This window comes from Burkholderia sp. IMCC1007 (assembly GCF_027257875.1).
Classification (GTDB): domain Bacteria; phylum Pseudomonadota; class Gammaproteobacteria; order Burkholderiales; family Burkholderiaceae; genus Burkholderia.
Genome location: NZ_JAPVQY010000088.1, coordinates 1 through 22,612, shown reverse-complemented (window position 1 = coordinate 22,612; position 22,612 = coordinate 1). Strand labels below are relative to the sequence as shown.

The window sequence follows — 22,612 nt, the reverse complement described above, 5'->3', positions numbered from 1 at the left end:
GCCCGCTCCCGCACCTCATCTGAATATCGCGTCCCGGTGGGCTTCCTTACCTTGCTTTCGTTTTCCATACTTCAAATCTCCAATTACAGCCAAGATCCGAAGTCTCCTACATTCCCGGAGCGGTTCATACACGGTGCTCGCGCGGTACTCCGAACCGCACCAACCAAACATGACAAGAAGCACGCCTGGGCTCTCGCATTGCAAGCCAGACGAGGCGCCAATCGGGCCATTGTTGCGATCGCGAACAAGATTGCCCGTGTGATCTGGTCGATGCTCGCAACCGGCCAGTCGTATCAGAAAGCAGTGTAGCAACGCCACAAACGATGCGTTGACGAATTGACGAGTGGCACTCCGGTCGATCCGGGCGAGCAGGGAACCTGATTTTTATAACGGCCCTTGAGGTCTTCCAGTTGTTGAGGCCTGCACGCGCGGAATTCCAGTTGGGCGCTGGGCGATGCCCTGACGCCGGATATATGTACGCAATCGACTTCCGTGTCCGTCAACTTCCGTTTGCTATTGGGAGCAGTCCATATATATAGAACGTCGCATCCGATATGCCGTGCTTCCGGCATACGTCCCCGACCTTCATGCCCGCTTCGGCTTCCTTCAACACCCCGATGATCTGTTCCTCGGTGAACCGCGACTTCTTCATGACAAGGTTTCTCCTGCGGCCTTGCCACTAACTTTACAGTGGGATACTTCAGAGGGGAAAGGTCAGCAACGTGTACATCTTCCCGGCCCGGCGCGGGAGTCTCGTGACATAGTGCATCCTTTAGTTAGAAGCCCGGCAGCTTGAGTGACTTATCTGCTTCCTGTCGGGCTTTGAAGTGAAGCGGTCGCCTGTCCTTGATAGCCCGTACACCTGCCTTGACGGCGTCGGAATCGAGCGCAGCAACAGGGACCTGAAGGCGCGGAGGGCATGAGTTGGGTCGCAGGCAATATTCGCGTGGAATGATGTACATCAGCATCGACGGCATGACCGCGGCCTCTACCACGCCGAGCACGAAGCGCAGGACCATCAGCATCGGAATGTTGCTGACCATCCCGGTCGCCGCCGCGCAGAGGCCTCACAAGATCAGGCCGACGAAAATCAGTTTTTTCATGCTGTTGCGCTGCGCGTAGATTGCGCCCGGCACCTGGAACAGGAAGTAGCCAAGGAAAAACAACGAGCCGATCAGCGACGACATGCCGTGTGTGATGCCGAGGTCCTTGTCGATCCCGGCGGCCGCCGCGAAACCGTAATTCGCGCGATCGAGATAAGCGATGCTGTAGGTGAGATGAAGATGATGGGCATCAGATACCACCATATTTTGGGGCCCACCCTTAACCATGTTCCTGAGAAACGATGTGACCCGTACTGACCGGTGCCAACTGAACAGGAGCATCAGACGAACAATTTGAATGATTTTGGTGCGTCGAAAACCAACGACGCCAATCGAGTATTCGTCAGCCGTGCAAGTCAGGCGTGTCCGCCACCGAAATCGACTCTGCGAACGGTGGCACGGCCAGTGTCAAGAATCGCAGCGAAAAATCGATCGCCGTGACGTGCTTCGTGAGCGCTCCCACCGAAATACGGTGGACGCCGGTCTCCGCAATGACGCGCAGCGTATGCGGCGTCACGCCGCCGGATACTTCGAGCGCCGCTCGTCCATCGGCGATGCGCACGGCTTCGCACATCTGTTCCAGCGAGAAATTGTCGAGCAGGATCGATGCGGCGCCAGCAGCCAAGGCTTCGGCCAGTTCGCGCAGCGTCTCGACCTCGACCTGCACCGGCACACCGGCGCCGAGCGCCTGCGCGGCCCGCACGGTCGGCGCGATGCCGCCGCCCGCAGCCACGTGGTTCTCCTTGATCAGGATGCCGTCGTAAAGCCCGCGGCGATGATTACTGCCGCCACCGATCCGCACCGCGTACTTTTGCGCGAGCCGCAGCCCCGGCAGCGTCTTTCTCGTATCGAGCACCTGCGCCGCGGTGCCCTCGACGATACGGACCATCGCGCGTGTCGCGGTCGCGACGCCCGACAACAGCTGAAGAAAATTGAGTGCCGTGCGCTCGGCGGTCAGCACGCCGCGTGCCGGGCCCGCAATCTTGCAGACTGTCTGCCCGGCGCACATCGGCTCGCCTTCGTCGACAAACCATTCGACCGCGATACGCGCGTCCACCTGAAGCAGCGTTTCGTCGAACCAGGGCCTGCCGCACAGCACGGCCGCCTCCCGCACGGTGAGCAGCGCGTCGCACGCCGTACCGGGATCGATCAATTCCGACGTCCAGTCGACGTCGCCGACATCCTCCGAGAGCGCATCGCGCACGTTGCGCACCATCACTGCGCGGGTCGTTGCATCCATTCAGGGTTCCGTATCATCAGCAGAAGAATCGGCACGCAGTCGCTCGCAACCACGCACCGGCACGGAACCAATATTATTAGAGATTTAATAAAATGACCACCCGGGGATTGACCTGAGTGCGGCGGCGCACGACCGCCGCTGCATCATTCTTCCCCGCGCGTCGCGATCAGGTTGCCCACTTCGCGCGTCGACGGAATCCGGCGCGCCGGATCGTCCGATTCGGCTTCATCGCGCGCCATGTTTTCGATGATCGTCAGCAGCACCTTGCGCGCAACGTTGATCTCGGTCGCCTTCAGCCCGTTCACGCTGATCTCGTTGACTTCTTCCGCAAGCGGCACGAGCTTGCCCTTCAGCGCCTTGCCGCGCGACGTGAGGAATACGTGCGTGTTCTTGCGGTTGTCGGGCGCATAGCGGCGCTCGACGTAGCCGAGCTTTTCCATTGCGGATACCGCGCTGAACGTGGTGGGCGTCGTCGTGCCGGTCTCGTCACTGAGCTCCTTCTGCGTCAGCCCGTCGGTTTCCCACAGCACGCGCAGATACGCCCAGTGACCGAACGACACTTCGTGCTGCGCGAGCCGCATCTGCAGCCCGCGGATCATCGCGCGGGCCGCGTCCTTCACCAGGTGGGCAAGACGATCGTCCGGCACCGCGTCGCGCCAGTGCCGAAGGATCGGATTCGCGCCCGGGTCGCGGCCCTTGCCCGAAGAACGTGTTGCTGCCATACCATCCTCGCCGTCGTTGTAACCGAAGTGGTGACAATCATATCGCTTTACCCGGCGGGCGAGCCACTGGCGGCAACGCCGCGGCGAACGGTCTGGCCGCGCGCCGGCGTCAGATCTTGAAGCTTTCGAGGCTCGCCGGATGGAACAGCTCCGCCGGCTGCAGCCGGCGGCTCGACAGGCCCTCCGCATGGTGCTGCGCGAGAAACCGGTCGAGCACGTGTTCGTTCTGCGCGAAGCCGTACGACCAGAAGTCATCGCCCATCAGGCGCCGCGCGTTGCGCAGCTGATCCTCGATGAACGGCAGCGTGACCTTGGTAGCCGACGTGTCGCTGAGACGCGCGAGCGCGATCGCCTTCGACTGCTCGAACGCCTTCACGATAGCGCCCGGCAGCCACGGATGCTGATCCGCGAGCGTGCGGCGGATGCCGAGCGTATGCATGATCGGAAACAGCTTCCTGCGCCCATACCAATCGGCCGCGCTCGCTTGAGGATCGGCGAACAGATACGTGACCTGCGGATGGCCGCGCTCGAAGCACGACGGCGCACGCGGGCCGATCACGCCATCGATTTCGCCATCCGCCAGCAGGTTGGAGATGGTCCGGCCTTCGGGCGCGTTCTCGAGCACGACGCCGTCAGGCAGCTTCAGCGCGATCTTCTCGACACGCGTCGGATCCTCGTAGCCGCCGCGCACCCAGCGGATGTCCGACGCCTTCACGCCGTACTCTTCCTCGAGCAACAGCCGGACCCAGACGTTGGCCGTCAGCTGGTATTCCGGCACGCCGATGCACTTGCCCTTCAGGTCTTCCGGGCGATCGATGCCGCGGTCCGCGCGCACGTAGATCGAGCTGTGCCGGAACGCGCGCGACGGAAACACCGGCACCGCAATATACGGCGACGTGCCGGCCGCTGTCTTCACCGAATAGCTGCTCAGCGACAGCTCGCAGATGTCGTAGTCCGCATGCCGGAACGCGCGAAAAAAGATCTCCTCCGGATCCTGCAACATGAATACCGGGTCCACGCCGTCGATCTGCACGTCGCCGTCGATCAGCGGGCGCATCCGGTCATAGTTGCCCACCGCGATGGAAAGTTGAAGCTTGCTCATTGCTGTTCCTGTCTGACTGTCGAAAAAATGCGGGATGTCATGCACCCGGCCGCGCTGCGAGCTGCGCCCGCGGCACACCGAAGAACACGACGATGCCGCCGATGAACACGAATGCGGCCACGAGCAGGATGCCCGCGGAGAAACTGCCGGTCACGCTTTTGACCCAGCCGAGCACGTTCGGCGCAAAGAACGCCCCTACCTGCCCGAGGCTGCTGATCACGCCGATGCCGCCGGCAGCTGCCTCGCCCTTCAGGTAGGTCGGCGGGATCGTCCAGATGATCGCCGCGGCCGCGAAATAGCTGATCGACACGAGGCTCAGGCACACGATCGCGACCGGCCAGTTGTGCGTGACGAGCGTCAGCAGCACGGCGCCTGCCGCGCCGGCCGTCGTCGACAGCACGAAGTGCCAGCGCCGCTCGAGACGCAGGTCGGAACTGCGCGCGATCCACAGCATCGCGACCGCGCCGACGATATACGGCAGCGCCGACAGCATGCCGAGCTGCAGCAGGTTCGACACGCCGGTCTGCGTGATGATCGTCGGCGTCCAGTAGTTGAGGATCGTGCCGCACACGGGCACCGTGGCCCAGCCGGCCGCGATCACGTACACGCGCGAATCGCGCAGCGCGACGAGGAGGCGGCTCGGCGCGTCATGCGCCTTCTGCCGGTTGTCGTCCTCCAGCGCGCCGACGACGATGCGCTTCTGCTCGTCGGTGAGCCACATCGCGTCCTGCGGCCGGTCGGTGAGGTAGAACCACGCTACGACACCGGTGACCACGGCCGGCAGGCCCTCGAGGAAGAACAGCCACTGCCAGTTGCGAAAGCCCCACACATCGACGAAGTTCTGCAGGATGAACCCCGACAGCGGACCGCCGATGATGCCGGCGACCGCGATAGCGAGCAGGAACCGCGACGTGATGCGCGCGCGCCGTTTCGCCGGATACCAGTACGACAGATACAGAATGATCCCCGGCCAGAAACCGGCCTCCGCCGCACCCAGCAATGTGCGCGCCAGATAGAACTGCCACGGCGCGGTCATGAACGCCATCGCCGTGGAGATCGTGCCCCATAGCAGCATGATCCGCGTGACCGTGCGGCGCGCGCCGATTCGCCTGAGCAATAGCGTGCTCGGCACTTCGAGCAGGATGTAGCCGATGAAGAACAGGCTCACGCCGAGCCCGTATGCGGCATCGCTCAGGCCGAGATCGTGCTTCAGCTGCAACTGCGCGAAGCTGACGTTGACGCGATCGAGATAGTTCAGCACCCAGCAAAGGAACAGGAAGGTCATCAACCGTAGGGTGACCTTGCGATAAGTCGCTTCCACGACCGCCGAATCGGCGACCGGAGGTCGGGTCGCTTCGTCGTAGCTCAACGTTGAATCTGCCATTTCTGCATGTCTCCGGGTGGCACTCATGGGGTCGGCGAAAGCGCGCGAGCACGCTCGTCGAGTATCGGACACGGCACGTTGCATCGCGACCGCATCAATATAATTAGACATCTAACTATAAGACTACGAAGCGTCGGCACCGATGGCAAGAGCGGGTTTATACCGACAGGCGAAACACGCCGATTCCCGCGTCGCACACTTGCATTATTAGATATCTAGCCATATGATGCGCTCATGGCTGATGCCGAACGACACCGGATCGCACAGAAGGAGACGGACATGACGACGGACGAAGACGGTTTTCTGCGTCTGAAGATTGCGGAAAAGGACAACATCGCGCGCGACATCTGGCGCTTCGAGCTGGTCGACCCGCACGGCGCGCCGCTGCCGCCGTTCGAGGCCGGCGCGAATCTGACCGTCATCGTGCCCAACGGCGCGCGCCGCAGCTATTCGCTGTGCAACGATTCACAGGAGCGCAACCGCTACGTGATCGCGGTGAAGCGCGATAGCAACGGGCGCGGCGGCTCGATGAGCGTCGTCGACGAAACGTGCATCGGCGACGCGATCGCAGTATCGCTGCCGCGCAACGAATTTCCGCTCGACGAACGCGCGAAGGCCTTCACGCTCGTCGCAGGCGGCATCGGCATCACGCCGATGCTGTCGATGGCTCGGCAGCTGAAGACGGAGGGACTCAGGCCGTTCCGGCTGATCTACGTCGCACGCGATCCTGAAAGCACCGCGTTTCTCGACGAACTGGCCAGCGACGAGTGGCGCTCGGTGGTCACGATTCACCACGACTTCGGCGATCCGTCGAACGCATTCGATTTCTGGAAACTGTTCGAGCGGCCGAAACCGGAACACGTCTACTGCTGCGGCCCGCAGCCGTTGATGGATGCCGTGCGCGACATGACCGGCCACTGGCCGTCCGGCACCGTCCACTTCGAAAGCTTCGGCGCGAGCGGCACGGCCGCACGCGACAACACGCCGTTCACCGTTCGCCTGAAAAGCAGCGGTGCTTGTTTCGACATCCCGAACGACCGCTCGATCCTGGACGTGCTGCGAGCCGCCGACGTCCGCGTGCCGAGTTCGTGCGAAAGCGGCACCTGCGGCTCGTGCCGGACCGGGCTGTGCGCAGGCGAAGCCGATCATCGCGACCTGGTATTGCGCGACGACGAGAAGGACACGCAGATCATGGTGTGCGTGTCGCGCGCGCGGTCCGGCGAGCTGGTGCTGGATCTCTAAAAACCCTGCCCTAGTGGGCGCGTGCCACGGTTGCCGAAAGTCGGACCCGTTTTTGGAAACCCATTAACAGAGGCGAAGTATCGCCAGGAGAGCCCCATGTTGACCCAAGAAGAAAACGAGCTGTTGTGCCGCGTCGAAGGCGATGCCCCGATGGGGCAACTGATGCGCCGGCACTGGACGCCTGTGTGCTTGATCGAGGAAGTCAGCGAGCCGGACAGTGCGCCCGTGAAAGCGCGCGTGTTCGGCGAGGACCTGGTCGTGTTCCGCGACACCGAAGGCAGCGTCGGCGTGATGGACGAGTATTGCCCGCACCGCCGCGCATCGCTCGTATATGGCAGGAACGAGGACTGCGGGCTGCGCTGCCTGTATCACGGCTGGAAGTTCGACGTGAAGGGCAACGTGATCGAGATGGTGTCGGAGCCGGCCTCCAGCTGCATGACGGACAAGGTCAAGCACAAGGCGTATCCGACGCATGAATGGGGCGGCATGGTGTGGGCGTACATGGGGCCGCAGGATGCGGCGCCCGAATTCGTCGCGCCGGCATGGGCGCCGACCGCCGACACGCGCGTGAGCATCGCGAAGGCACTTTTGCCGTGCAACTGGGCGCAGATTCTCGAAGGCGCGATCGACTCCGCGCACAGCTCGAGCCTGCATTCGTCGGACTTCGTGCCCGCACGTGTTGGGGGCGCGGAAGCCACGTCGAAGAACTGGCTGCGCCCGTCCACCGACAAGGCGCCGCGCCTGCAGGTCGAGCGCACCGGCTACGGCTTCCGCTACGCGGCACTGCGCCGGCCGATCGTCAACGCGGCGACGCACGACTACGTGCGCTCGACCGTGTTCGTCGCGCCGGCCACCGTGCTGATTCCGCCGAACAACCTGTACAACGTCGCGAACATCAACGTGCCGATGGACGACACGAACACCGCGTTCTACTTCATCGCATGGGGCGATGCCGAGACCACGCCGGAAACCGAGACCTGGCGCAAGTTCCTGCGCCAGCAGGTCGGCGTCGACCTCGACGAACGCTACCGTCCGCTGCGCAATCACGAGAACCGCTTCTGGCAGGACCGCGCGGCGATGGCGGCCGGCAATTTCACGGGAATCGCGGGTTTCCCGAACCAGGACATCGCGATGTGGGTGACGATGGGGCCCATCGCGAACCGCTCGGACGAGCGGCTCGGCGCGAGCGATCTCGCGATCGTCGAATTCCGGCGCCGCATGCTGGATGCGATCGCCGACTTCCGGCAAGGCAGCGATGCGATCGGCACCGGTGCGCATGCGATTCCGCCGGAGATCTGCTCGTACCAGGCGATCGTGCCGAAGGAAATCGACTGGCGCACGCACGCGGTGCGCTATGTCAGCTCGAAGCATCCGCAACCGGCCGGCGAACCGGCGGTCGCCGCGACCGACTATCAGGTGTCGCAATAACCGGAGGGACAGCACCATGACGCAGCGCCGCTTGCGCATCGGAGTAGCCGGACTCGGCCGGGCATTCTCGCTGATGCTGCCGACGTTCCTGCGGGATCCGCGGGTTCAGCTGGTCGCCGCATGCGACCCGCGTGCCGACGCGCGGGACCGGTTCGCGGCCGACTTTGGCGCGCGAACGTATGCGGACGTGCCGGAACTGGCTGACGACCCGGACGTGGAGGTCATCTACGTCGCGAGCCCGCACCAGTTCCATGCGCGGCACACGGAGATCGCCGCATCGAAGGGCAAGCACGTGCTCGTGGAAAAGCCGATGGCGCTCGACGCTGCCGACTGCGACCGGATGATCGCCGCGTGCCGCACGGCGAACGTGCACCTGATGGTCGGTCATTGTCACAGCTTCGATACGCCGTATCTGCGCACACGCGAGCTGATCGGCCTCGGCGATTTCGGCGCGGTGAAGATGATCCACGCGTTCAACTACACCGACTATCTGTACCGTCCGCGGCGCCCCGAAGAGTTGCTGACGGCCGAAGGCGGCGGCGCCGTGTTCAGCCAGGCCGCGCATCAGGTCGACATCGTGCGGTTGCTCGCCGGTTCGCGCGCGGTCAGGCTGCGTGCGAGCGTCGGCCGGTGGGATCCGTCCCGGCCGACCGAAGGCGCGTATTCGGCGCTTATCTGGTTCGAGAGCGGCGCGTATGCGTCGCTGTCGTACAACGGCTATGGCCACTTCAACAGCGACGAGTGGACCGGCTGGATCGGCGAGATGGGCGAACGTACGCGGCCCGACGCATATGGCGCTGCGCGCCGCCGTCTCGCGACGCTCGCGTCGTCCCAGGACGAAGCGCGGCTGAAGGCGGCCGGCACCTACGGCGGATCGGCGTACAAACCGCCGCCCTCCCCCGACGACGAGCCGCCGCGCCACCATCAGCATTTCGGCCCGGTGATCGTGTCGTGCGAACGCGCGGACCTGCGACCGCTGCCTGATTCGATTGTCGTCTACGGCGACGCGCGGCGCGAAACGCTGCCGTTGCCGGCACCTGCCGTGCCGCGCGCGGAGGTCATCGACGAGCTGTACGGAGCACTCGTCGACGGACATGGACCGCTTCACGACGGCGAATGGGCGCAGGGCACGCTGGGAATCTGCCTCGCGATTCTGAAGTCGAGCGAAACAGGCGCGGACGTGATGCTTTGACGTCCTGCGCGTCGACGTAAATGCCGTTCGGTTGACGACCGACCGGCATTTTTTTTCGTTAGCCAGCCCTTTTTTTGTGCCGCAATCGGCAATGGACGATGACTCGCTGCCCGCAGTGCCTCAACGCGTGCGCAACGCGCCAGCGCTACCCGGCGAACGGCGCGAATCGCAGCGAAAAATCCACTGCTCTGACGTGCTTCGTCAGCTTGCTCAGCAAAATGCGATGTACGCCGTTTTCCGCAATGGCGCGCGGCGGTTCCACCGTCACGCCGTCTGACGCTTCCAGTTCGGCGCGTCCGGCGCTGACGCGCACCGCGTCGCGCATCACGTCCAGCGGGAAATTGTCGAGCAGAATCGTGGTAGCGCCCGCGTCCAGCGCTTCGCGCAGCCCATCGAGCGTCTCCTCTTCGACCTGCACCGACACGCCGGCGCCCGGTGCATAGGCGGCGCGAATCGTCGATTCAACGCTCCCGCGCGACGCGACATGGTTTTCCTTGATCCCGTCATACAGTCCGAGACAATCGTTTTCGCCTCCGCCGATACGGACCTCGTATTTCTGGGCGATGCGCAGGCCGGGAAGCATCTTTCTCGTATCGAGAATGAGCGCAGCGGTGCCTTCGACGATGCGCGTCATCGTTGCGTCTCGGTGGCCACGCCGGAAAGCCGGCACTCATCGCATGTCGTTAGCATCTTGATTCCGCCCTTCGCGGCCAATACGCGCCGACCGTTGCGCGCTCGTGAGCGAGCCGATATTGATGATCTTGCCGCCGGTGCCGCGCGCGATCATTCGTCACGCCGCCTGCTTCGCGACGATGAACCAATGTCGGCATCCAGTTTCGCAAGTCGCTCGTCGAGCTTAAGCTGGGCGACTTGGCCGTATCTGCTGCGCGGCATGAAGATCGAGCGGGCCAACCAGGCCTGCGCACTCGACACGACCTACGTTCCCATAGCGCGCGGCTTCGTGTATCTGGCGGCGGTGGTGGACCGAACCAGCCGCAACATCCTCGCGCACCGCGTGGCGATCACGCTGGAGGCCGTGCATGCCGTTGAAGCGCAGGAAGAAGCGTTCGCCCGCTATGGGCACCCCGACATCGCGAACACCGACCAGGGCAGCCAGTTCACGGCGGGAGCCTTTACCGAGGCGGTGCTGGGCCGGGGCATTCGGCTGTCGATGGACGGCAACGGCGCCTGGCGCGACAACGTATTCGTCGAGCGCGTGTGGCGCAGCATCAAGTACGAAGAGATTTATTTGAGAGCCTACGAGTCGGTTAGCCACGCGCGGCGCTCCATTGGCCACTCATTCGAGCCTAGCGGACCAGACGCCCGATGAGGCATACTTCGCGACGCTGCCAGCGATCAAATCGGCAGCATGATCGCCCGGACGTTCCACTTAAAAATCTCGGGACCCTGTCCGAACACGCGGCACCATCTCATCCCTCAGCCGTGAGGGCTAAGGAATCACTGAGGAAAGCTCATGCCAATTGTGCACCGCAGTAGGCGAAACGGTCATGGAATTTTGCGATCCAGCTCAAACGGAGGCATTGGTACAGACGGCGATTTGTTGTCATTGAATGGATAAACTGGTGACGTGATCCACATGCTGAATATGCACTCGTTGGCCCACGCAATCGATGACACTTCAGCAGAGTGCCGGAATTCCATACGTCAAAGGATCATTCGTGTTCAGGGCCTTCGGTTGCGAGTCCGCTATTCGATATGCGAGCGCGGCTCTATGCAGGAATCGAACTTGATCCACACATGTTAGCCCCCAGTCCAAAGTGGAGCTGGGAATAACTACGCGTTGAGCGGAAACGTCACTTCCGCTCACCAATCCGACATATTGCGCAGTTTCCTACGTTTTTTTGCCAGCCCGAACTTCTCTATCGATTCTGAGCCCGCCATGCTATGGGCCGTGAGTCCGGCTCCCGCAGATTCGGCGATGCCATGTTCGGCGTCGCCGCCCCGGATTCCGCAAGGTCCCCTTCAAACTATGCTTTCAAAGAACTCGAACTCGCGCGTCACCATGTCCATCGGAATGGGAACACCGCGCCTCGGATCGTGTTCGACGAACAGATACCGCACGTCACGTTGCAACGCCGTGGCGACGATCGGCCGATAGTCGATCACGCCGCGGCCGAGCTCGGTGATATGGTCTTGCGAAGCCGCATCGAGCGACGTGGAGTACCCGATCATGTCGAAGTTCTTGATATGCAGCGCATGGAAGCGGTGTCCGTGCCGTTTTAGATATCCGACCGGATTGACTCCGGCGAAGCTCATCCACCCGCAGTCGAGCTCAAATCTGACGGAGCGCGGATCCGTATCACGCAACAGCACGTCATAGCCGAGCACACCGCCACCGAGGTTCCGGAACTCGAAATTGTGATTGTGATACGCATAGACCAGACCTGCGCGGCGCGCGAGCTCGCCGATATGCTGCGCGCGTTCTGCGATACGCCGAAAATCGTCGATCGTCAGCGATCCCGTGTTCGCGATGAACGCGCCGACATCCTGGGGCACCGGCGGCAACACCGAACTGACGACCTGCGTCACCCCCAGTTGGTGAGCGATGTCGAACACGCGCGAAACATCCGTCGCGGTCGCGAAATCGAGGTGTGCGCTTCTCATCAGCAAGCCTGCAGTGGCGGCATGGCGGCGCAACGCCGACGGTGTCAGGTTTGCATACGTCAGCGCCTCCACCTCGCGGTAGCCGATCGCAACGAGCTGCGCGAACACGCGGGCCGGGTCCTGCTGCACCGCGTCGCCGAGCGTATAGAGCTGCAGCCCGATCGGCCCTGAATAGTCGCCCGGCCGCTTGTCGCCGGCGAGAGCGGGCAATCCAACAGAAAGCGCAGCCATTGCGGCGGCACCTTGCTTGATGAAGCGACGGCGTTCTTGTCTCATGATATTGATTTCCTTATCTGATTTTCATAACGAACTTATACGGCCATAACCGCTTATTCGGCCCCTCCTCCATTCGTCAGGAAAGAGGCTTGATCTCCGGCGCCCCCGCTTCCCGCTCACGGAACAACGCCACGAAGATGATCAGCACGACCAGCGCGGCGGATGCCGGCACGAGCCAGATCGCGCGCCAGTCACGCACCGCACTATGCGTGAAATGATCGACGACCGTGCCCGACAGATAGGTGCCGATCAGCATCCCGACACCGTAGGTCGCGAGCGTGATGAAGCCCTGCGCGGCGCTTCGAAAGCGTGGCCCCGCATGATTGTCGGTATAGATCTGGCCGGCGACGAAGAAGAAGTCGTAGCAGATGCCGTGCAGCACGATACCGGCGACGAGCGACCAGTAAGCGGTATCCACGTTGCCGTACGCGAACAGTACGTAGCGCAATACCCATGCGACCATGCTGACTGCGAGCATGACCTTGACGCCCAGCATCGCCAGAATGACCGGCATGGCGAGCATCAACAGCACCTCCGACATCTGCCCCAGCGATTGCAACCCTGCCGCGCCCTGTACGCCGATTTCATTCAGGAACGGATTGGTGAAGTTGTAATAGAAAGATAGGGGCACGCAGATCGCGATCGACGCGAGGAAAAACACGAGATACGACCGGCTCTTCAGGAGTTTGAGCGAGTCGAGCCCGACGATATCGCCGAGCGACACGTCGCCGCCGCGTTTCAACGGCGGCGTGTCGGGCAACGAAAGCGCATACAGCGCGAGCACGAATGCAGCGATCGAGGCCATCCGGAACGTCAGATCGAGCCGATGCTGCTGCTCCAGCCCGAGCCATGCGATTGCCAGGCCGGCCACGATCCAGCCGATGCTGCCGGCGACGCGCACGGGCGGGAACTGCCTGCCGGGATCCTGCATGTGGCGCATCGCGACCGTATTGACGAGCGCGAGCGTCGGCATGAACAGCACCATGTAAAGCATGATCAGCACGAGAAACGCCGGAAAGCGCGTCATCTCCGGCGCGACCCACATCAATACTGCCCCGCCCAGTTGCAGCACGGCGAGAATGCGCTGGGCCGCGCAATAGCGGTCCGCAATCAGGCCAACAACGAACGGCGCGAGAATCGCACCGATCGACTGGCTCAGATACGCAGCGGCGATCTGCGACCCGTCGGCATGCAACGGCCCTTGGCCGAGATAGGTACCGAGCGTGACGAACCACGCTCCCCAGATGAAGAACTCGAGAAACATCATCGCGCCGAGGCGGAACATCATCGCGTTCATCGCTCCTCCGATTCGTTGTCGATGCCGAGCATCCGCGTGAGCGCGGAGCGCGAAACGGACGCACCGGCGAAATCGTCGAACGCCCGCTCCGCCACCCGGATCAGATGATCGCGGACGAACGGTGCACCTTCGCGTGCGCCGTCTTCCGGATGCTTCAGGCAGCATTCCCATTCGACGACGGCCCAGCCGTCGTAGCCGTACTGCGTGAGCTTCGAGAAAATCGTGCGGAAGTCAATCTGCCCGTCGCCTGGCGAGCGGAAGCGCCCGGCGCGCTCGCGCCAGCCTTCGTAGCCGCCGTAGACGCCGCTGCGGGCGTTCGGACGGAACTCCGCATCCTTGACGTGGAAGCAGCCGATTCGCCGGTGGTAACGGTCGATGAAGCCGAGGTAGTCCATCTGCTGAAGCAGCATGTGACTCGGGTCGTACAGGATCTTCGCGCGCGGATGATGGTCGACCGCGTCGAGGAAGCGCTCGAACGTCGCACCGTCATGCAGGTCCTCGCCAGCGTGCAGTTCGAAGCACACGTCGACACCGTGTTCATCGTAGAGATCGAGGATGGGCCGCCAGCGCCGCGCGAGTTCGGCGAAGGCTTCGTCGACGAGTCCCGGCGGACGTTGCGGCCACGGATACAAGTACGGCCACGCGAGTGCACCGGAAAAGGTCGCATGCGCATGCAGCCCGAGGCGGCGGCTCGCCTGCGCGGCGAGCTTCAGTTGCGCTACCGCCCATTCCTGGCGCATCTGCGGCTTCCCGCGCACGTCGGCCGGTGCAAAGCCGTCGAACAACGTGTCGTACGCCGGATGCACGGCAACGAGCTGGCCTTGCAGATGCGTCGACAACTCGGTGATCTGCAACCCGTGGCGCTCCAGCCGCGCGAGCACGTCGTCGCAATACTCCTGGCTTCGCGCCGCGAGCGCGAGGTCGAACACGCGCGGCGTACTCGTCGGAATCTGGACGCCCGCATAGCCGAGCTGCGCCGCCCACGAAGCCAGCGAATCCAGTTCGTCGAACGGCGGATCGTCTCCGATGAACTGGGCCAGTAACAAGCCGGGTCCCTTGATCATGTCATTGTCTCCTTGTCGTTGGTAAGGTCGCGCGGCGCGATGTGATCGCCACGTATTGCCTCTAGCCGATCCTCTGCCAGTTCCGTTTCCGCGACGACGCCAGCACGGCGTCGACGATCGTCGCCGAGCGCGCGCCGTCCTCGAACGTCGGCAATCCGTCGCGCCGCTCTCCGCGAATCGCCGCGTAGGTATCGTCGACGAACGCCTCGAAACATTGCGCATAACCTTGCGTGTGGCCAGCGGGCAGCGATGCGAGCCGCCGCTGCTCGGCGCTGCCGCGCGTCGGATCGCGCACGAGCACCGTGGCGGCATCGCGCGTGCCGACCCACAGGCGCTCCGCGTCCTCCTGATCGAACACGACACTTGCTTCGGCACCGTCGATTTCGAACCACAGCCGGTTCTTGCGGCCGGCCGATACCTGGCTGACCGCGAGCGAAACGGGCACGCCGCGGGCCGTCGTGAACAGCGCGCCCGCGACATCCTCGGTTTCGACCGACCGGTACGACGCGTGATCGCCCGCGGCCGCTGCCGCAAAGGTTCGCCCGCTCTGCGCGGGGCGCGACGCAACAGCCGTGCGCAGGCAAGCGACAACCGACGCGAGCCGCTCTCCGCTGACCCACTCCACGAGATCGCACCAGTGCGAGCCAATGTCAGCAAAGGCCCGAGACGCGCCGCCCGCGTCCGGATCGACGCGCCAGTTTGTGTCGTGTTGCCCGAGCAACCAGTCCTGCAGGTAGCTGCCGTGGATCATGTGCAGCGCGCCGATCCTGCCGTCCTGTACCCGCGCGCGCGCTTCGCGGACCATCGGGTGATAGCGATAGACGAACGGCACCGTTGCCACGCGGTCCGCGCTCGCCGCGGCCGCCGCGAGTTCCGCCGCCTGGTCGGCGCGGATCGCGAGCGGTTTTTCGCAGATCACGTGCTTGCCTGCTGCCAGCGCGGCCATCGCGAGCCGGTGATGGATCGCGTTCGGCGTGCAGACATGGATCACGTCGACGGCCGGGTCATCGATCGCGGCGTCCGCACGCGGGTACGCGCTCACGCCGAGTCTGTCGGCCGCTGCCGACGTGCGCGCCGGCGTCGACGCGACGATACCGCCGATCCGTGCGCCCGCGAGCCGCGCGGCGCGCAGGTGGACCTCGCCTATCATGCCCGCGCCGATTATCGCCGCTGTCAGGTTGCGCTTGCCCGTCATCCGCTGCTTCCTCCGTCGATTGCCGATAGAGCGGGACGATACGGGCTGGCCGGATTCGTTTGAATTTTGTATTATTTAATTCGATTTACGTTATAAATACGCAGACTATCGCGTCGTCCGCGGCGTGTGTCTCCTTCCTGAGCGTTGTCCGACTGCCCGGCCATCATGACTGAACGCGCGAATCACCCCAACCCGTCGCGGCTGATTGCATCCGACCGGCAGTTTCGGCTCGACGAATACGAAGTCCACAGCAAGCTGGCGTTGATCATTGCGTCGCTGCCGGGCGTGAGCCGCGCGGATCTTTCCCGCGACACGGGCTTCGCACGCTCGACCGTCTCGCAACTCGTGCAGCCGCTCATCGAAGCCGGGATGGTCGTCGAGCATGCGGCCGGCCCGAGCGGCCGCGGGCGCCCCGGTACGCGGCTGTCGATCAACCCGCGAGCCGGGCTCATTCTGGTGGCGGACATCGGCGCGAGTCACGGCCGGCTGGTCGTCGCGGACCTCGGTCAGCATCCGCTCGCCGAGCATCGGTTCGAAGTCGATCTGTCGGTGGGGCCCGGGGTCGTGCTCGACCGGCTCGTCGACGACTTCACGCGGCTGCTCGCCGCGCGTAACCTCACGGCGCTGACCGTACGCGCCGTCGTCGTCGGGCTGCCGAGCCCGGTGGATTTCGGCCGCGGGGTTTGCGTCCGGCCGCCGATCATGCCCGATTGGGACGAGTTTCCGGTATCAGCTTACCTTCGACAGCGGCTGCACGCGCCCGTCCTCGTCGACAACGACGTCAACCTGATGGCGCTCGGCGAAGCGCGCACGCGGCCGGCATCGCAGTCACCGCTGCTCTTCGCGAAGATCTCGACCGGCATCGGTTGCGGCATCGTGACGGCGGACGGGCGACTGCATCGCGGCACGGACGGCGCCGCCGGCGATATCGGGCATATCCGCGTGCCCGAGCATGACCACACCGTCTGTCGATGTGGCAACATCGGCTGCATCGAGGCAGTCGCATCGGCCCCTGCGCTGTTGCGGCAACTCGGTCGGGCGTCGAGCGCCGCAACAGCGCCGACGATGGACGACCTCGCGCACCTCATCAAGGCCCGCGACCACACAGCAATCCGTCTGACCCGCAACGCGGCCACGCTGATCGGCGAGGTGATCGCGATGCTGGTGCACATGTTCAATCCGGCGACGATCGTGCTGGGCGGACGGCTCGTCAGAATCAGCGACGATTTGCTAGCGGGCGTGCGGGCCGTCGTCTATCAGCGGGCATTGCCGCTCGCTACGCGCAGCCTGCTGGTCGAAAGTACGTCGACCGCCACGCATGCGGGAACCGTGGGCGGAATCGTGCTTGGCATCGAACACGTGCTGTCCGCCGGTGGAATCTCGGCAATGCTGCGAGGAAATGATGGTCACGGCACCGGCGGGCGGGCGCTTCCCTTAGGCCATTGACCTAATCGGCCTCAAGCAGTCATAGGTCGGCATTATCCGATGACCGGCTTGCCACCAGCTCTCATCCAACTCAATCGAGACCCTCGCAGGCTCGTGGTTAGCAGTTCTTCCTCCTGACCTCCATAAAATCAGGCGTCAGGTCACGCAATCGCACTCAAGCCCTCCACGGGTTCCTGCGAAGAACCAAAAAACGGATGGGGCACATCAAGCTCACGACGCCCCGGGGGAGCCGCCCTTTTCAGGGAGCAGGCGACGGCTGGCGAGCATCTGGAAGGGACTGTTTGACCGCCACCGCCACCGCGAACCGCGAACCGCGAACCGCGAACCGCGAACCGCGACTCAAGAGAGATAGTCGATCTGTCGTCGCATTTGCGCGACACACTTATTAGTTTTTTAAGCCAACTGCAAATGAGTACATCAATGAGTACACGCCCACACAACAACCAAATAATTATCGTTAATTATCAAATACATAGATGAGAAATCCAGGTCCTCTCCTGGGCACCACTTGATTTATAAAAAAGGTCGGCTTCTAGCCGGCCTTTTTTCATTTCCGGCCCAGGAAGCAAAGCGCCTGCGCGCTTTGCGCGAGGACTCGAAAGGCTGCGCTTGCAAGCGCAGCCGGGGTCGCGCATGTGTGACCGAGTCCTCTCCTGGGCACCACTTGATTTATAAAAAAGGTCGGCTTCTAGCCGGCCTTTTTTCATTTCAAGTCGCGCATCCCGCGCACCGGCTCATCCTTATGCCGGTCACGCCGATCGATAGCAGAATTAATCGTTTATCGATCGCCTTCCCCGTTGGTACGTTAGCCGCCTTGTTTGCAACGAAACCAACGAGGAGCACCATCCATGACGTCGATGAACCGCCGTGCGTTCGCGCGCGCGATGCTGGCCGCCGGCCTCGGCGCCGCCGGCATCCGGGCGCACGCCGACAGCACGCCTTCCGAGTTGCGCATCGGATATCAGAAATCGTCGACGCTCATCACGCTGCTCAAGACACGCGGCACGCTCGAGCAGTCGCTGGCACCGCTCGGGTTGCGTGTGTCGTGGCATGAATTCGCGAGCGGCTTGCCGCTGACCGAAGCGCTCACCGTCGGCGCGGTCGATTTCAGCGCGGACGTGGCCGACACGGTACCCGTGTTCGCGCAGGCCGCGCATGCACGCTTCGTGTATGTCGCCCAGGAGGCGCCGTCGCCGAAGGCACAGGCCATCATCGTCAAGAAGGACAGCACGCTGCATGCGCTCGCCGATCTGAAGGGCAAACGCATCGCCGTCACGAAGGCTGCCGGCAGCCACTATCTGCTGCTGGCCGCGCTCGCGCGCACGAAGCTCGCCCCCGCCGACACGGCGATCCACTACCTGACGCCGGCCGATGGCCGTGCGGCGTTCGAGCGCGGCAGCGTCGATGCGTGGATCACGTGGGACCCCTATGTCGCGTCGGTCGACTCGAATCCGGACGTGCGGATTCTGGCCGACGGCAGCGGGCTCGCTTCATACCAGCGCTATTACCTCGCATCGAGCAGCTTTGCAGCCGCGCGCCCGGATGTCATCCAGATCGTGTTCGACCGACTGTCGCAGGCCGGCGCGTGGCTGCGCGAGCACCCGCAGGAAGCGGCCAATACGCTCGCGCCGATCTGGGGACTCGACGCACCGACGATCGCGCGCGCCAATGCGCGACGCAGCTATCTCGTCCGCGCCGTGGTCGCGCAGCACTTCGGCGAGCAGCAGACGATCGCCGACACGTTCCTCGCAGCCGGCCTCCTGCCCGCTCGCGTCGATACGAGCGAAGCATTGCGCTGGAATTTCACGTCGAAGCGCGCGGACCCGATCGGCGCGTGATGCCACAAATACGCAATGCGCGATATTTTTATCGTCATCGAAGAAATTGTGTTGACAGCCTCGTCAGACACGCTACAATAGCGGTCTTCGCATCGCAGTAAGCGAAACGTGCCCAGGTGGCGGAATTGGTAGACGCACTAGGTTCAGGTCCTAGCGGTGGCAACATCGTGGAGGTTCGAGTCCTCTCCTGGGCACCACTTGATTTATAAAAAAGGTCGGCTTCTAGCCGGCCTTTTTTCATTTCCGGCCCAGGAAGCAAAGCGCCTGCTCGCTTTGCGCGAGGACTCGAAAGGCTGCGCTTGCAAGCGCAGCCGGGGTCGCGCCCGTGTGACCGAGTCCTCTCCTGGGCACCACTTGATTTATAAAAAGGTCGGCTTTTTGCCGGCCTTTTTTATTTCTGGCGCCGAATCGATACGCACCCCTACGCGCATGTCCGGTCAGCATCCGCGAAGTCATGTCGAGTCAACGGCGCAGCCATCGACTCGACGCACCCTCCTCTGACGCAACAAGCAAACAAGCTCGCCGCAAAATTATTTGCATTCGCGACCTCAAATTGAGTTGACAGATCTTCGCAACACGCTAGAATAGCGGTCTTCGCATCGCAGCAAGCGAAACGTGCCCAGGTGGCGGAATTGGTAGACGCACTAGGTTCAGGTCCTAGCGGTGGCAACATCGTGGAGGTTCGAGTCCTCTCCTGGGCACCAATCGATTTATAAAAAAGGTCGGCTTCTAGCCGGCCTTTTTTCATTTCCGGCCCAGGAAGCAAAGCGCCTGCGCGCTTTGCGCGAGGACTCGAAAGGCTGCGCTTGCAAGCGCAGCCGGGGTCGCGCCCGTGTGACCGAGTCCTCTCCTGGGCACCACTTGATTTATAAAAAAGGTCGGCTTCTAGCCGGCCTTTTTTCATTTCCGCTTCCGAAAGCGCGACAACGTCACCACATCGCGACTCACGCCGCTCCGGCGATACGGACGGCGTGCCGAATCCGTCCCCCGCCATCTCCACGTACGGACAAGTCGTCTCGGTGTCCGCAACGAACTCTCGCGCCTCCTCGACGCCAACACCGGCATGCTGACCTCGAGATCGAGAGCGATCATCAACAAGCCTTGGGCAGGATCGCGCTGAGACGTTGTGCTCGCCGAAATCGAAAGATCCGCTGGCGGCTGAATCCGTCGCTTCATCGCAACCAGCGTCAACGCACCATGAAAACACGCTGCGAAGCCGGCCACGAATAGCGGCTCCGGATTCGTGCCGCCCCCGTGCCGCCGAGCTCGATCGGCAGACGCAACGACACATCGAGTTCGCCGGTCGTTGCAGAGCGCGCGCCCGGACGATCGCCCATGAGCCGATTCGCCGCTGGCGACGGTCTCCGTCGTGGTGTAAAGCGGCAACGGCTCGGTACCGGTATCAAGATCAAGCAGCGATATCGGGGGGCGTCGGACGATGCATCGACCTTCCCCCTAAAGCAGACGGGGGACTGCCTCGACCGCACCGCGCCGGCCCTTCTTCACCCGGAAATCCCGCGCCTCGTTCCTGCCGACCGAAACCGGGATTTCCCTAGGCTGACATCCGGTCTGTCACGCGGTTAAATAAATCAACATGATTTATTTAATGCGTCGAGCGACGACGCACCATGGAAGGAGACGCCATGAGAAGCCCGCACATCGGCCAGGGCAGCAACTCGGCCAACGTGCGCCGTTACAACGAGCGCCTGCTGTTGAAGACGCTGCGCCGTGCGGGCAGCGCGTCGAAGGCCGACCTCGCGCGTCTCGCGAACATGACGGGCACGGCGGTCGGCAGCATCATCGCGTCGCTCGCCGATGCGAAGCTGATCGAATTCGCCGGCCGCACCGAAGGCCAGCGCGGCCAGCCGGCGTCGCTGATCCGGCTCGACCCGCGCGGCGCGTTTGGCATCGGCGTCCATCTCGATCGGATGCGCATCGAAACGGCGCTCGTCAATTTCGCCGGCGACGTGCTCGGCCGCCACTCGCACGACATGCTGCTCCCGCCGCCCGCCGACGTGCTCGAGATCGTTCGGCGCGACATCGACGCGATGCAGGACCTGCTCCCCGACCATGAACGCGCACGCCTGACGGGCGTCGGCGTCGCGCAGCCGTACAACCTCGGCGCATGGATGCGCGAGCTCGGCCTCGCACCCGACACGTTCCGTGCGTGGGAAGACGTCGACTTCGCGAGCGACCTCGGGCGCACGCTGTCGCTGCCCGTGTTCGGCGAAAACGACGGCAACGCGGCCGCCATCGCCGAGCTGTTCTACGGATACGGCCGGCAATGCGACGACTTCGTGTACCTGTTCATCGGCCCGGCGATCGGCGGCGGCATCGCGATCGACGGCGACTGCCTGCGCGGCGTAACCGGTAATGCGGGCGACATCGCCGTGATCCCCGTGCCGCCGAGCCGGCTCGCGTCCGCGCCGCCGCCGCGCGGCCCGTGGGACATCCTGCTCGCGCGCGCGTCGCTGCATGCGCTCGTACGTCATCTGCGCCATCACGGCGAGACGGTCGAGAACCGCGCCGATCTGGAGGCCTGCATCGCGCGCGGCCTGCCGGCTGTCGACGAATGGATCGACGACTGCGTCGATGCGCTCGCGCCGGCGTTGCGCGCGGTGCTGTGCGTCGTCGATGCGCCGGTGGTCGTGCTCGACGCCGATACCGACGCGGGCCTGCTCGATGCGGTCACGACGCGCCTGCGCGCCGCGCTCGTCGCCACCGCCCCGGAAGCGCGCGGCACGCCGACGCTCGTGCGCGGCACGTTCGGCGCCGACGCCGGTGCGATCGGCGCCGCGACGCTGCCGATGTTCTTCAACTTCTCTCCGCGGGCCGGCATCCTCAAGGGCGCCCGCACCGAATCGCAGGAGGTCAACCATGTCGCGATCTGACTCGCCCCGACCGCTGCTCGAGATGCGCGGGATCAGCAAGACGTTCCCGGCCGTGCGCGCGCTCGACAACGTCAGCCTCACCGTCTACCCGGGCGAGATCCACTCGCTGATGGGCGAGAACGGCGCCGGCAAATCGACGCTGATGAAGATCCTGTCCGGCGCGTATCGCGCCGACGCCGGCGGCGAGATCCTGATCGACGGCGAGCGCATCGACATCGACGGCCCGCTCGCCGCGCGCGATGCCGGCGTCGCGGTGATCTACCAGGAACTGTGCCTCGCGCCGAACCTCACCGTCGCGGAAAACATCTACGTCGGCCGCGAACTGCGCCGCGGCAACCGGCGCTGGGGCACCATCGATCGCGCGGCGATGGCGCGCGGCTGCCAGGACGTGCTCGCGCGCCTCGGCGCCCCGTTCGGCCCCGACACGCTCGTCGGCACGCTGTCGATCGCCGAACAGCAACTCGTCGAAATCGCGCGCGCCGTGCACACCCGTGCACGCATCCTCGTGATGGACGAACCGACGACGCCGCTGTCGTCGCGTGAAACCGAGCATCTGTTCGGCCTGAT

The 22,612-nt window shown here is 63.8% G+C and carries 16 protein-coding genes, 2 tRNA genes and 5 pseudogenes; 11 read left to right on the top strand and 12 right to left on the bottom strand.

Annotated elements, in window-relative coordinates:
• Positions 1-309, top strand: a pseudogene (locus O1Q03_RS37680) (hypothetical protein); the annotation flags it as partial.
• A 226-nt stretch (positions 310-535) separates the two neighbouring features.
• Here O1Q03_RS37680 and O1Q03_RS37675 read toward each other — a convergent pair.
• The 6 genes and pseudogenes from O1Q03_RS37675 to O1Q03_RS37650 all read right to left on the bottom strand — a co-directional run.
• A pseudogene (locus tag O1Q03_RS37675) lies at positions 536-652 on the bottom strand (transposase); the annotation flags it as partial.
• A 301-nt stretch (positions 653-953) separates the two neighbouring features.
• Positions 954-1,294 (bottom strand): annotated as a pseudogene (locus O1Q03_RS37670) (MFS transporter); the annotation flags it as partial.
• A 152-nt stretch (positions 1,295-1,446) separates the two neighbouring features.
• Entirely contained in the window at positions 1,447-2,343 is an 897-nt protein-coding gene (nadC, locus tag O1Q03_RS37665; protein ID WP_269510743.1) for a carboxylating nicotinate-nucleotide diphosphorylase, read from the bottom strand.
• Between the two features lie 143 nt (positions 2,344-2,486).
• Positions 2,487-3,065, bottom strand: a complete 579-nt coding sequence (locus O1Q03_RS37660; RefSeq protein WP_060097613.1) for a MarR family winged helix-turn-helix transcriptional regulator — start codon at positions 3,063-3,065, stop codon at positions 2,487-2,489.
• Between the two features lie 109 nt (positions 3,066-3,174).
• Positions 3,175-4,167 carry an ABC transporter substrate-binding protein gene (locus O1Q03_RS37655; RefSeq protein WP_269510741.1) on the bottom strand — a complete coding sequence of 331 codons (993 nt, stop codon included), beginning with the start codon at positions 4,165-4,167 and terminating at the stop codon, positions 3,175-3,177.
• 37 nt (positions 4,168-4,204) lie between these two features.
• Positions 4,205-5,551: an MFS transporter gene (locus tag O1Q03_RS37650; RefSeq protein ID WP_269510740.1), complete on the bottom strand. Its 1,347-nt coding sequence runs from the start codon at positions 5,549-5,551 to the stop codon at positions 4,205-4,207.
• A 279-nt stretch (positions 5,552-5,830) separates the two neighbouring features.
• Here O1Q03_RS37650 and O1Q03_RS37645 point away from each other — a divergent pair, with 279 nt between their 5' ends.
• The 3 genes from O1Q03_RS37645 to O1Q03_RS37635 all read left to right on the top strand — a co-directional run bounded on the left by O1Q03_RS37645 (position 5,831) and on the right by O1Q03_RS37635 (position 9,413).
• Positions 5,831-6,793, top strand: a complete 963-nt coding sequence (locus O1Q03_RS37645) for a PDR/VanB family oxidoreductase (RefSeq protein WP_269510739.1) — start codon at positions 5,831-5,833, stop codon at positions 6,791-6,793.
• 96 nt (positions 6,794-6,889) lie between these two features.
• Positions 6,890-8,221 carry a Rieske 2Fe-2S domain-containing protein gene (locus O1Q03_RS37640; protein ID WP_269510737.1) on the top strand — a complete coding sequence of 444 codons (1,332 nt, stop codon included), beginning with the start codon at positions 6,890-6,892 and terminating at the stop codon, positions 8,219-8,221.
• 16 nt (positions 8,222-8,237) lie between these two features.
• The gene (locus tag O1Q03_RS37635; protein WP_269510736.1) at positions 8,238-9,413 is read left to right on the top strand and encodes a Gfo/Idh/MocA family protein; all 1,176 of its coding nucleotides are present in this window, start codon (positions 8,238-8,240) and stop codon (positions 9,411-9,413) included.
• Between the two features lie 145 nt (positions 9,414-9,558).
• On the opposite strand, the pseudogene O1Q03_RS37630 reads toward O1Q03_RS37635, so the two are convergent.
• Positions 9,559-10,076 (bottom strand): annotated as a pseudogene (locus O1Q03_RS37630) (nicotinate-nucleotide diphosphorylase (carboxylating)); the annotation flags it as partial.
• A 208-nt stretch (positions 10,077-10,284) separates the two neighbouring features.
• On the opposite strand from O1Q03_RS37630, the pseudogene O1Q03_RS37625 reads away from it, so the two are divergent.
• Positions 10,285-10,786, top strand: a pseudogene (locus O1Q03_RS37625) (transposase); the annotation flags it as partial.
• 610 nt (positions 10,787-11,396) lie between these two features.
• On the opposite strand, the gene O1Q03_RS37620 reads toward O1Q03_RS37625, so the two are convergent.
• From O1Q03_RS37620 to O1Q03_RS37605, 4 genes are all read right to left on the bottom strand, one after another.
• A complete protein-coding gene (locus tag O1Q03_RS37620; RefSeq protein WP_124524236.1) occupies positions 11,397-12,314 on the bottom strand; it encodes a sugar phosphate isomerase/epimerase family protein in 918 nt (305 codons plus the stop codon).
• A gap of 76 nt (positions 12,315-12,390) precedes the next feature.
• Complete coding sequence (locus O1Q03_RS37615) at positions 12,391-13,611, bottom strand: nucleoside permease (protein ID WP_269510733.1); 1,221 nt, start codon at positions 13,609-13,611, stop codon at positions 12,391-12,393.
• The gene (locus tag O1Q03_RS37610) at positions 13,608-14,675 is read right to left on the bottom strand and encodes a sugar phosphate isomerase/epimerase family protein (protein WP_269510731.1); all 1,068 of its coding nucleotides are present in this window, start codon (positions 14,673-14,675) and stop codon (positions 13,608-13,610) included. Before O1Q03_RS37610 ends, O1Q03_RS37615 begins: the two co-directional genes overlap by 4 nt.
• Before the next feature lie 61 nt (positions 14,676-14,736).
• Positions 14,737-15,870 carry a Gfo/Idh/MocA family protein gene (locus tag O1Q03_RS37605; protein ID WP_269510730.1) on the bottom strand — a complete coding sequence of 378 codons (1,134 nt, stop codon included), beginning with the start codon at positions 15,868-15,870 and terminating at the stop codon, positions 14,737-14,739.
• Between the two features lie 165 nt (positions 15,871-16,035).
• On the opposite strand from O1Q03_RS37605, the gene O1Q03_RS37600 reads away from it, so the two are divergent.
• From O1Q03_RS37600 to O1Q03_RS37585, 4 genes are all read left to right on the top strand, one after another.
• Positions 16,036-17,316, top strand: a complete 1,281-nt coding sequence (locus tag O1Q03_RS37600) for an ROK family transcriptional regulator (RefSeq protein WP_269510728.1) — start codon at positions 16,036-16,038, stop codon at positions 17,314-17,316.
• 848 nt (positions 17,317-18,164) lie between these two features.
• Complete coding sequence (locus tag O1Q03_RS37595) at positions 18,165-19,154, top strand: aliphatic sulfonate ABC transporter substrate-binding protein (RefSeq protein ID WP_269510726.1); 990 nt, start codon at positions 18,165-18,167, stop codon at positions 19,152-19,154.
• A 110-nt stretch (positions 19,155-19,264) separates the two neighbouring features.
• Positions 19,265-19,351, top strand: a tRNA-Leu gene (locus O1Q03_RS37590).
• Positions 19,352-19,771: 420 nt separating this feature from the next.
• A tRNA-Leu gene (locus O1Q03_RS37585) sits at positions 19,772-19,858 on the top strand.
• 196 nt (positions 19,859-20,054) lie between these two features.
• On the opposite strand, the gene O1Q03_RS40045 is transcribed toward O1Q03_RS37585, so the two are convergent.
• Entirely contained in the window at positions 20,055-20,378 is a 324-nt protein-coding gene (locus tag O1Q03_RS40045) for a hypothetical protein (RefSeq protein WP_332112577.1), read from the bottom strand.
• A gap of 419 nt (positions 20,379-20,797) precedes the next feature.
• Between O1Q03_RS40045 and O1Q03_RS37575 the strand changes: the two genes are divergently transcribed.
• Both O1Q03_RS37575 and O1Q03_RS37570 read left to right on the top strand, forming a co-directional pair.
• Positions 20,798-22,045: an ROK family protein gene (locus O1Q03_RS37575; RefSeq protein ID WP_269510724.1), complete on the top strand. Its 1,248-nt coding sequence runs from the start codon at positions 20,798-20,800 to the stop codon at positions 22,043-22,045.
• Positions 22,032-22,612 (top strand): ATP-binding cassette domain-containing protein (locus O1Q03_RS37570; RefSeq protein ID WP_269510722.1); only part of this gene is annotated, 581 nt, incomplete at its 3' end. The genes O1Q03_RS37575 and O1Q03_RS37570, both read left to right, overlap by 14 nt.

Coding starts and splice junctions, on each gene's coding strand:
- nadC (WP_269510743.1), bottom strand. CDS start 2,343: ATGGATGCAACGACCCGCGCAGTGATGGTGCGCAACGTGCGCGATGCG.
- O1Q03_RS37660 (WP_060097613.1), bottom strand. CDS start 3,065: ATGGCAGCAACACGTTCTTCGGGCAAGGGCCGCGACCCGGGCGCGAAT.
- O1Q03_RS37655 (WP_269510741.1), bottom strand. CDS start 4,167: ATGAGCAAGCTTCAACTTTCCATCGCGGTGGGCAACTATGACCGGATG.
- O1Q03_RS37650 (WP_269510740.1), bottom strand. CDS start 5,551: ATGGCAGATTCAACGTTGAGCTACGACGAAGCGACCCGACCTCCGGTC.
- O1Q03_RS37645 (WP_269510739.1), top strand. CDS start 5,831: ATGACGACGGACGAAGACGGTTTTCTGCGTCTGAAGATTGCGGAAAAG.
- O1Q03_RS37640 (WP_269510737.1), top strand. CDS start 6,890: ATGTTGACCCAAGAAGAAAACGAGCTGTTGTGCCGCGTCGAAGGCGAT.
- O1Q03_RS37635 (WP_269510736.1), top strand. CDS start 8,238: ATGACGCAGCGCCGCTTGCGCATCGGAGTAGCCGGACTCGGCCGGGCA.
- O1Q03_RS37620 (WP_124524236.1), bottom strand. CDS start 12,314: ATGAGACAAGAACGCCGTCGCTTCATCAAGCAAGGTGCCGCCGCAATG.
- O1Q03_RS37615 (WP_269510733.1), bottom strand. CDS start 13,611: ATGAACGCGATGATGTTCCGCCTCGGCGCGATGATGTTTCTCGAGTTC.
- O1Q03_RS37610 (WP_269510731.1), bottom strand. CDS start 14,675: ATGATCAAGGGACCCGGCTTGTTACTGGCCCAGTTCATCGGAGACGAT.
- O1Q03_RS37605 (WP_269510730.1), bottom strand. CDS start 15,870: ATGACGGGCAAGCGCAACCTGACAGCGGCGATAATCGGCGCGGGCATG.
- O1Q03_RS37600 (WP_269510728.1), top strand. CDS start 16,036: ATGACTGAACGCGCGAATCACCCCAACCCGTCGCGGCTGATTGCATCC.
- O1Q03_RS37595 (WP_269510726.1), top strand. CDS start 18,165: ATGACGTCGATGAACCGCCGTGCGTTCGCGCGCGCGATGCTGGCCGCC.
- O1Q03_RS37575 (WP_269510724.1), top strand. CDS start 20,798: ATGAGAAGCCCGCACATCGGCCAGGGCAGCAACTCGGCCAACGTGCGC.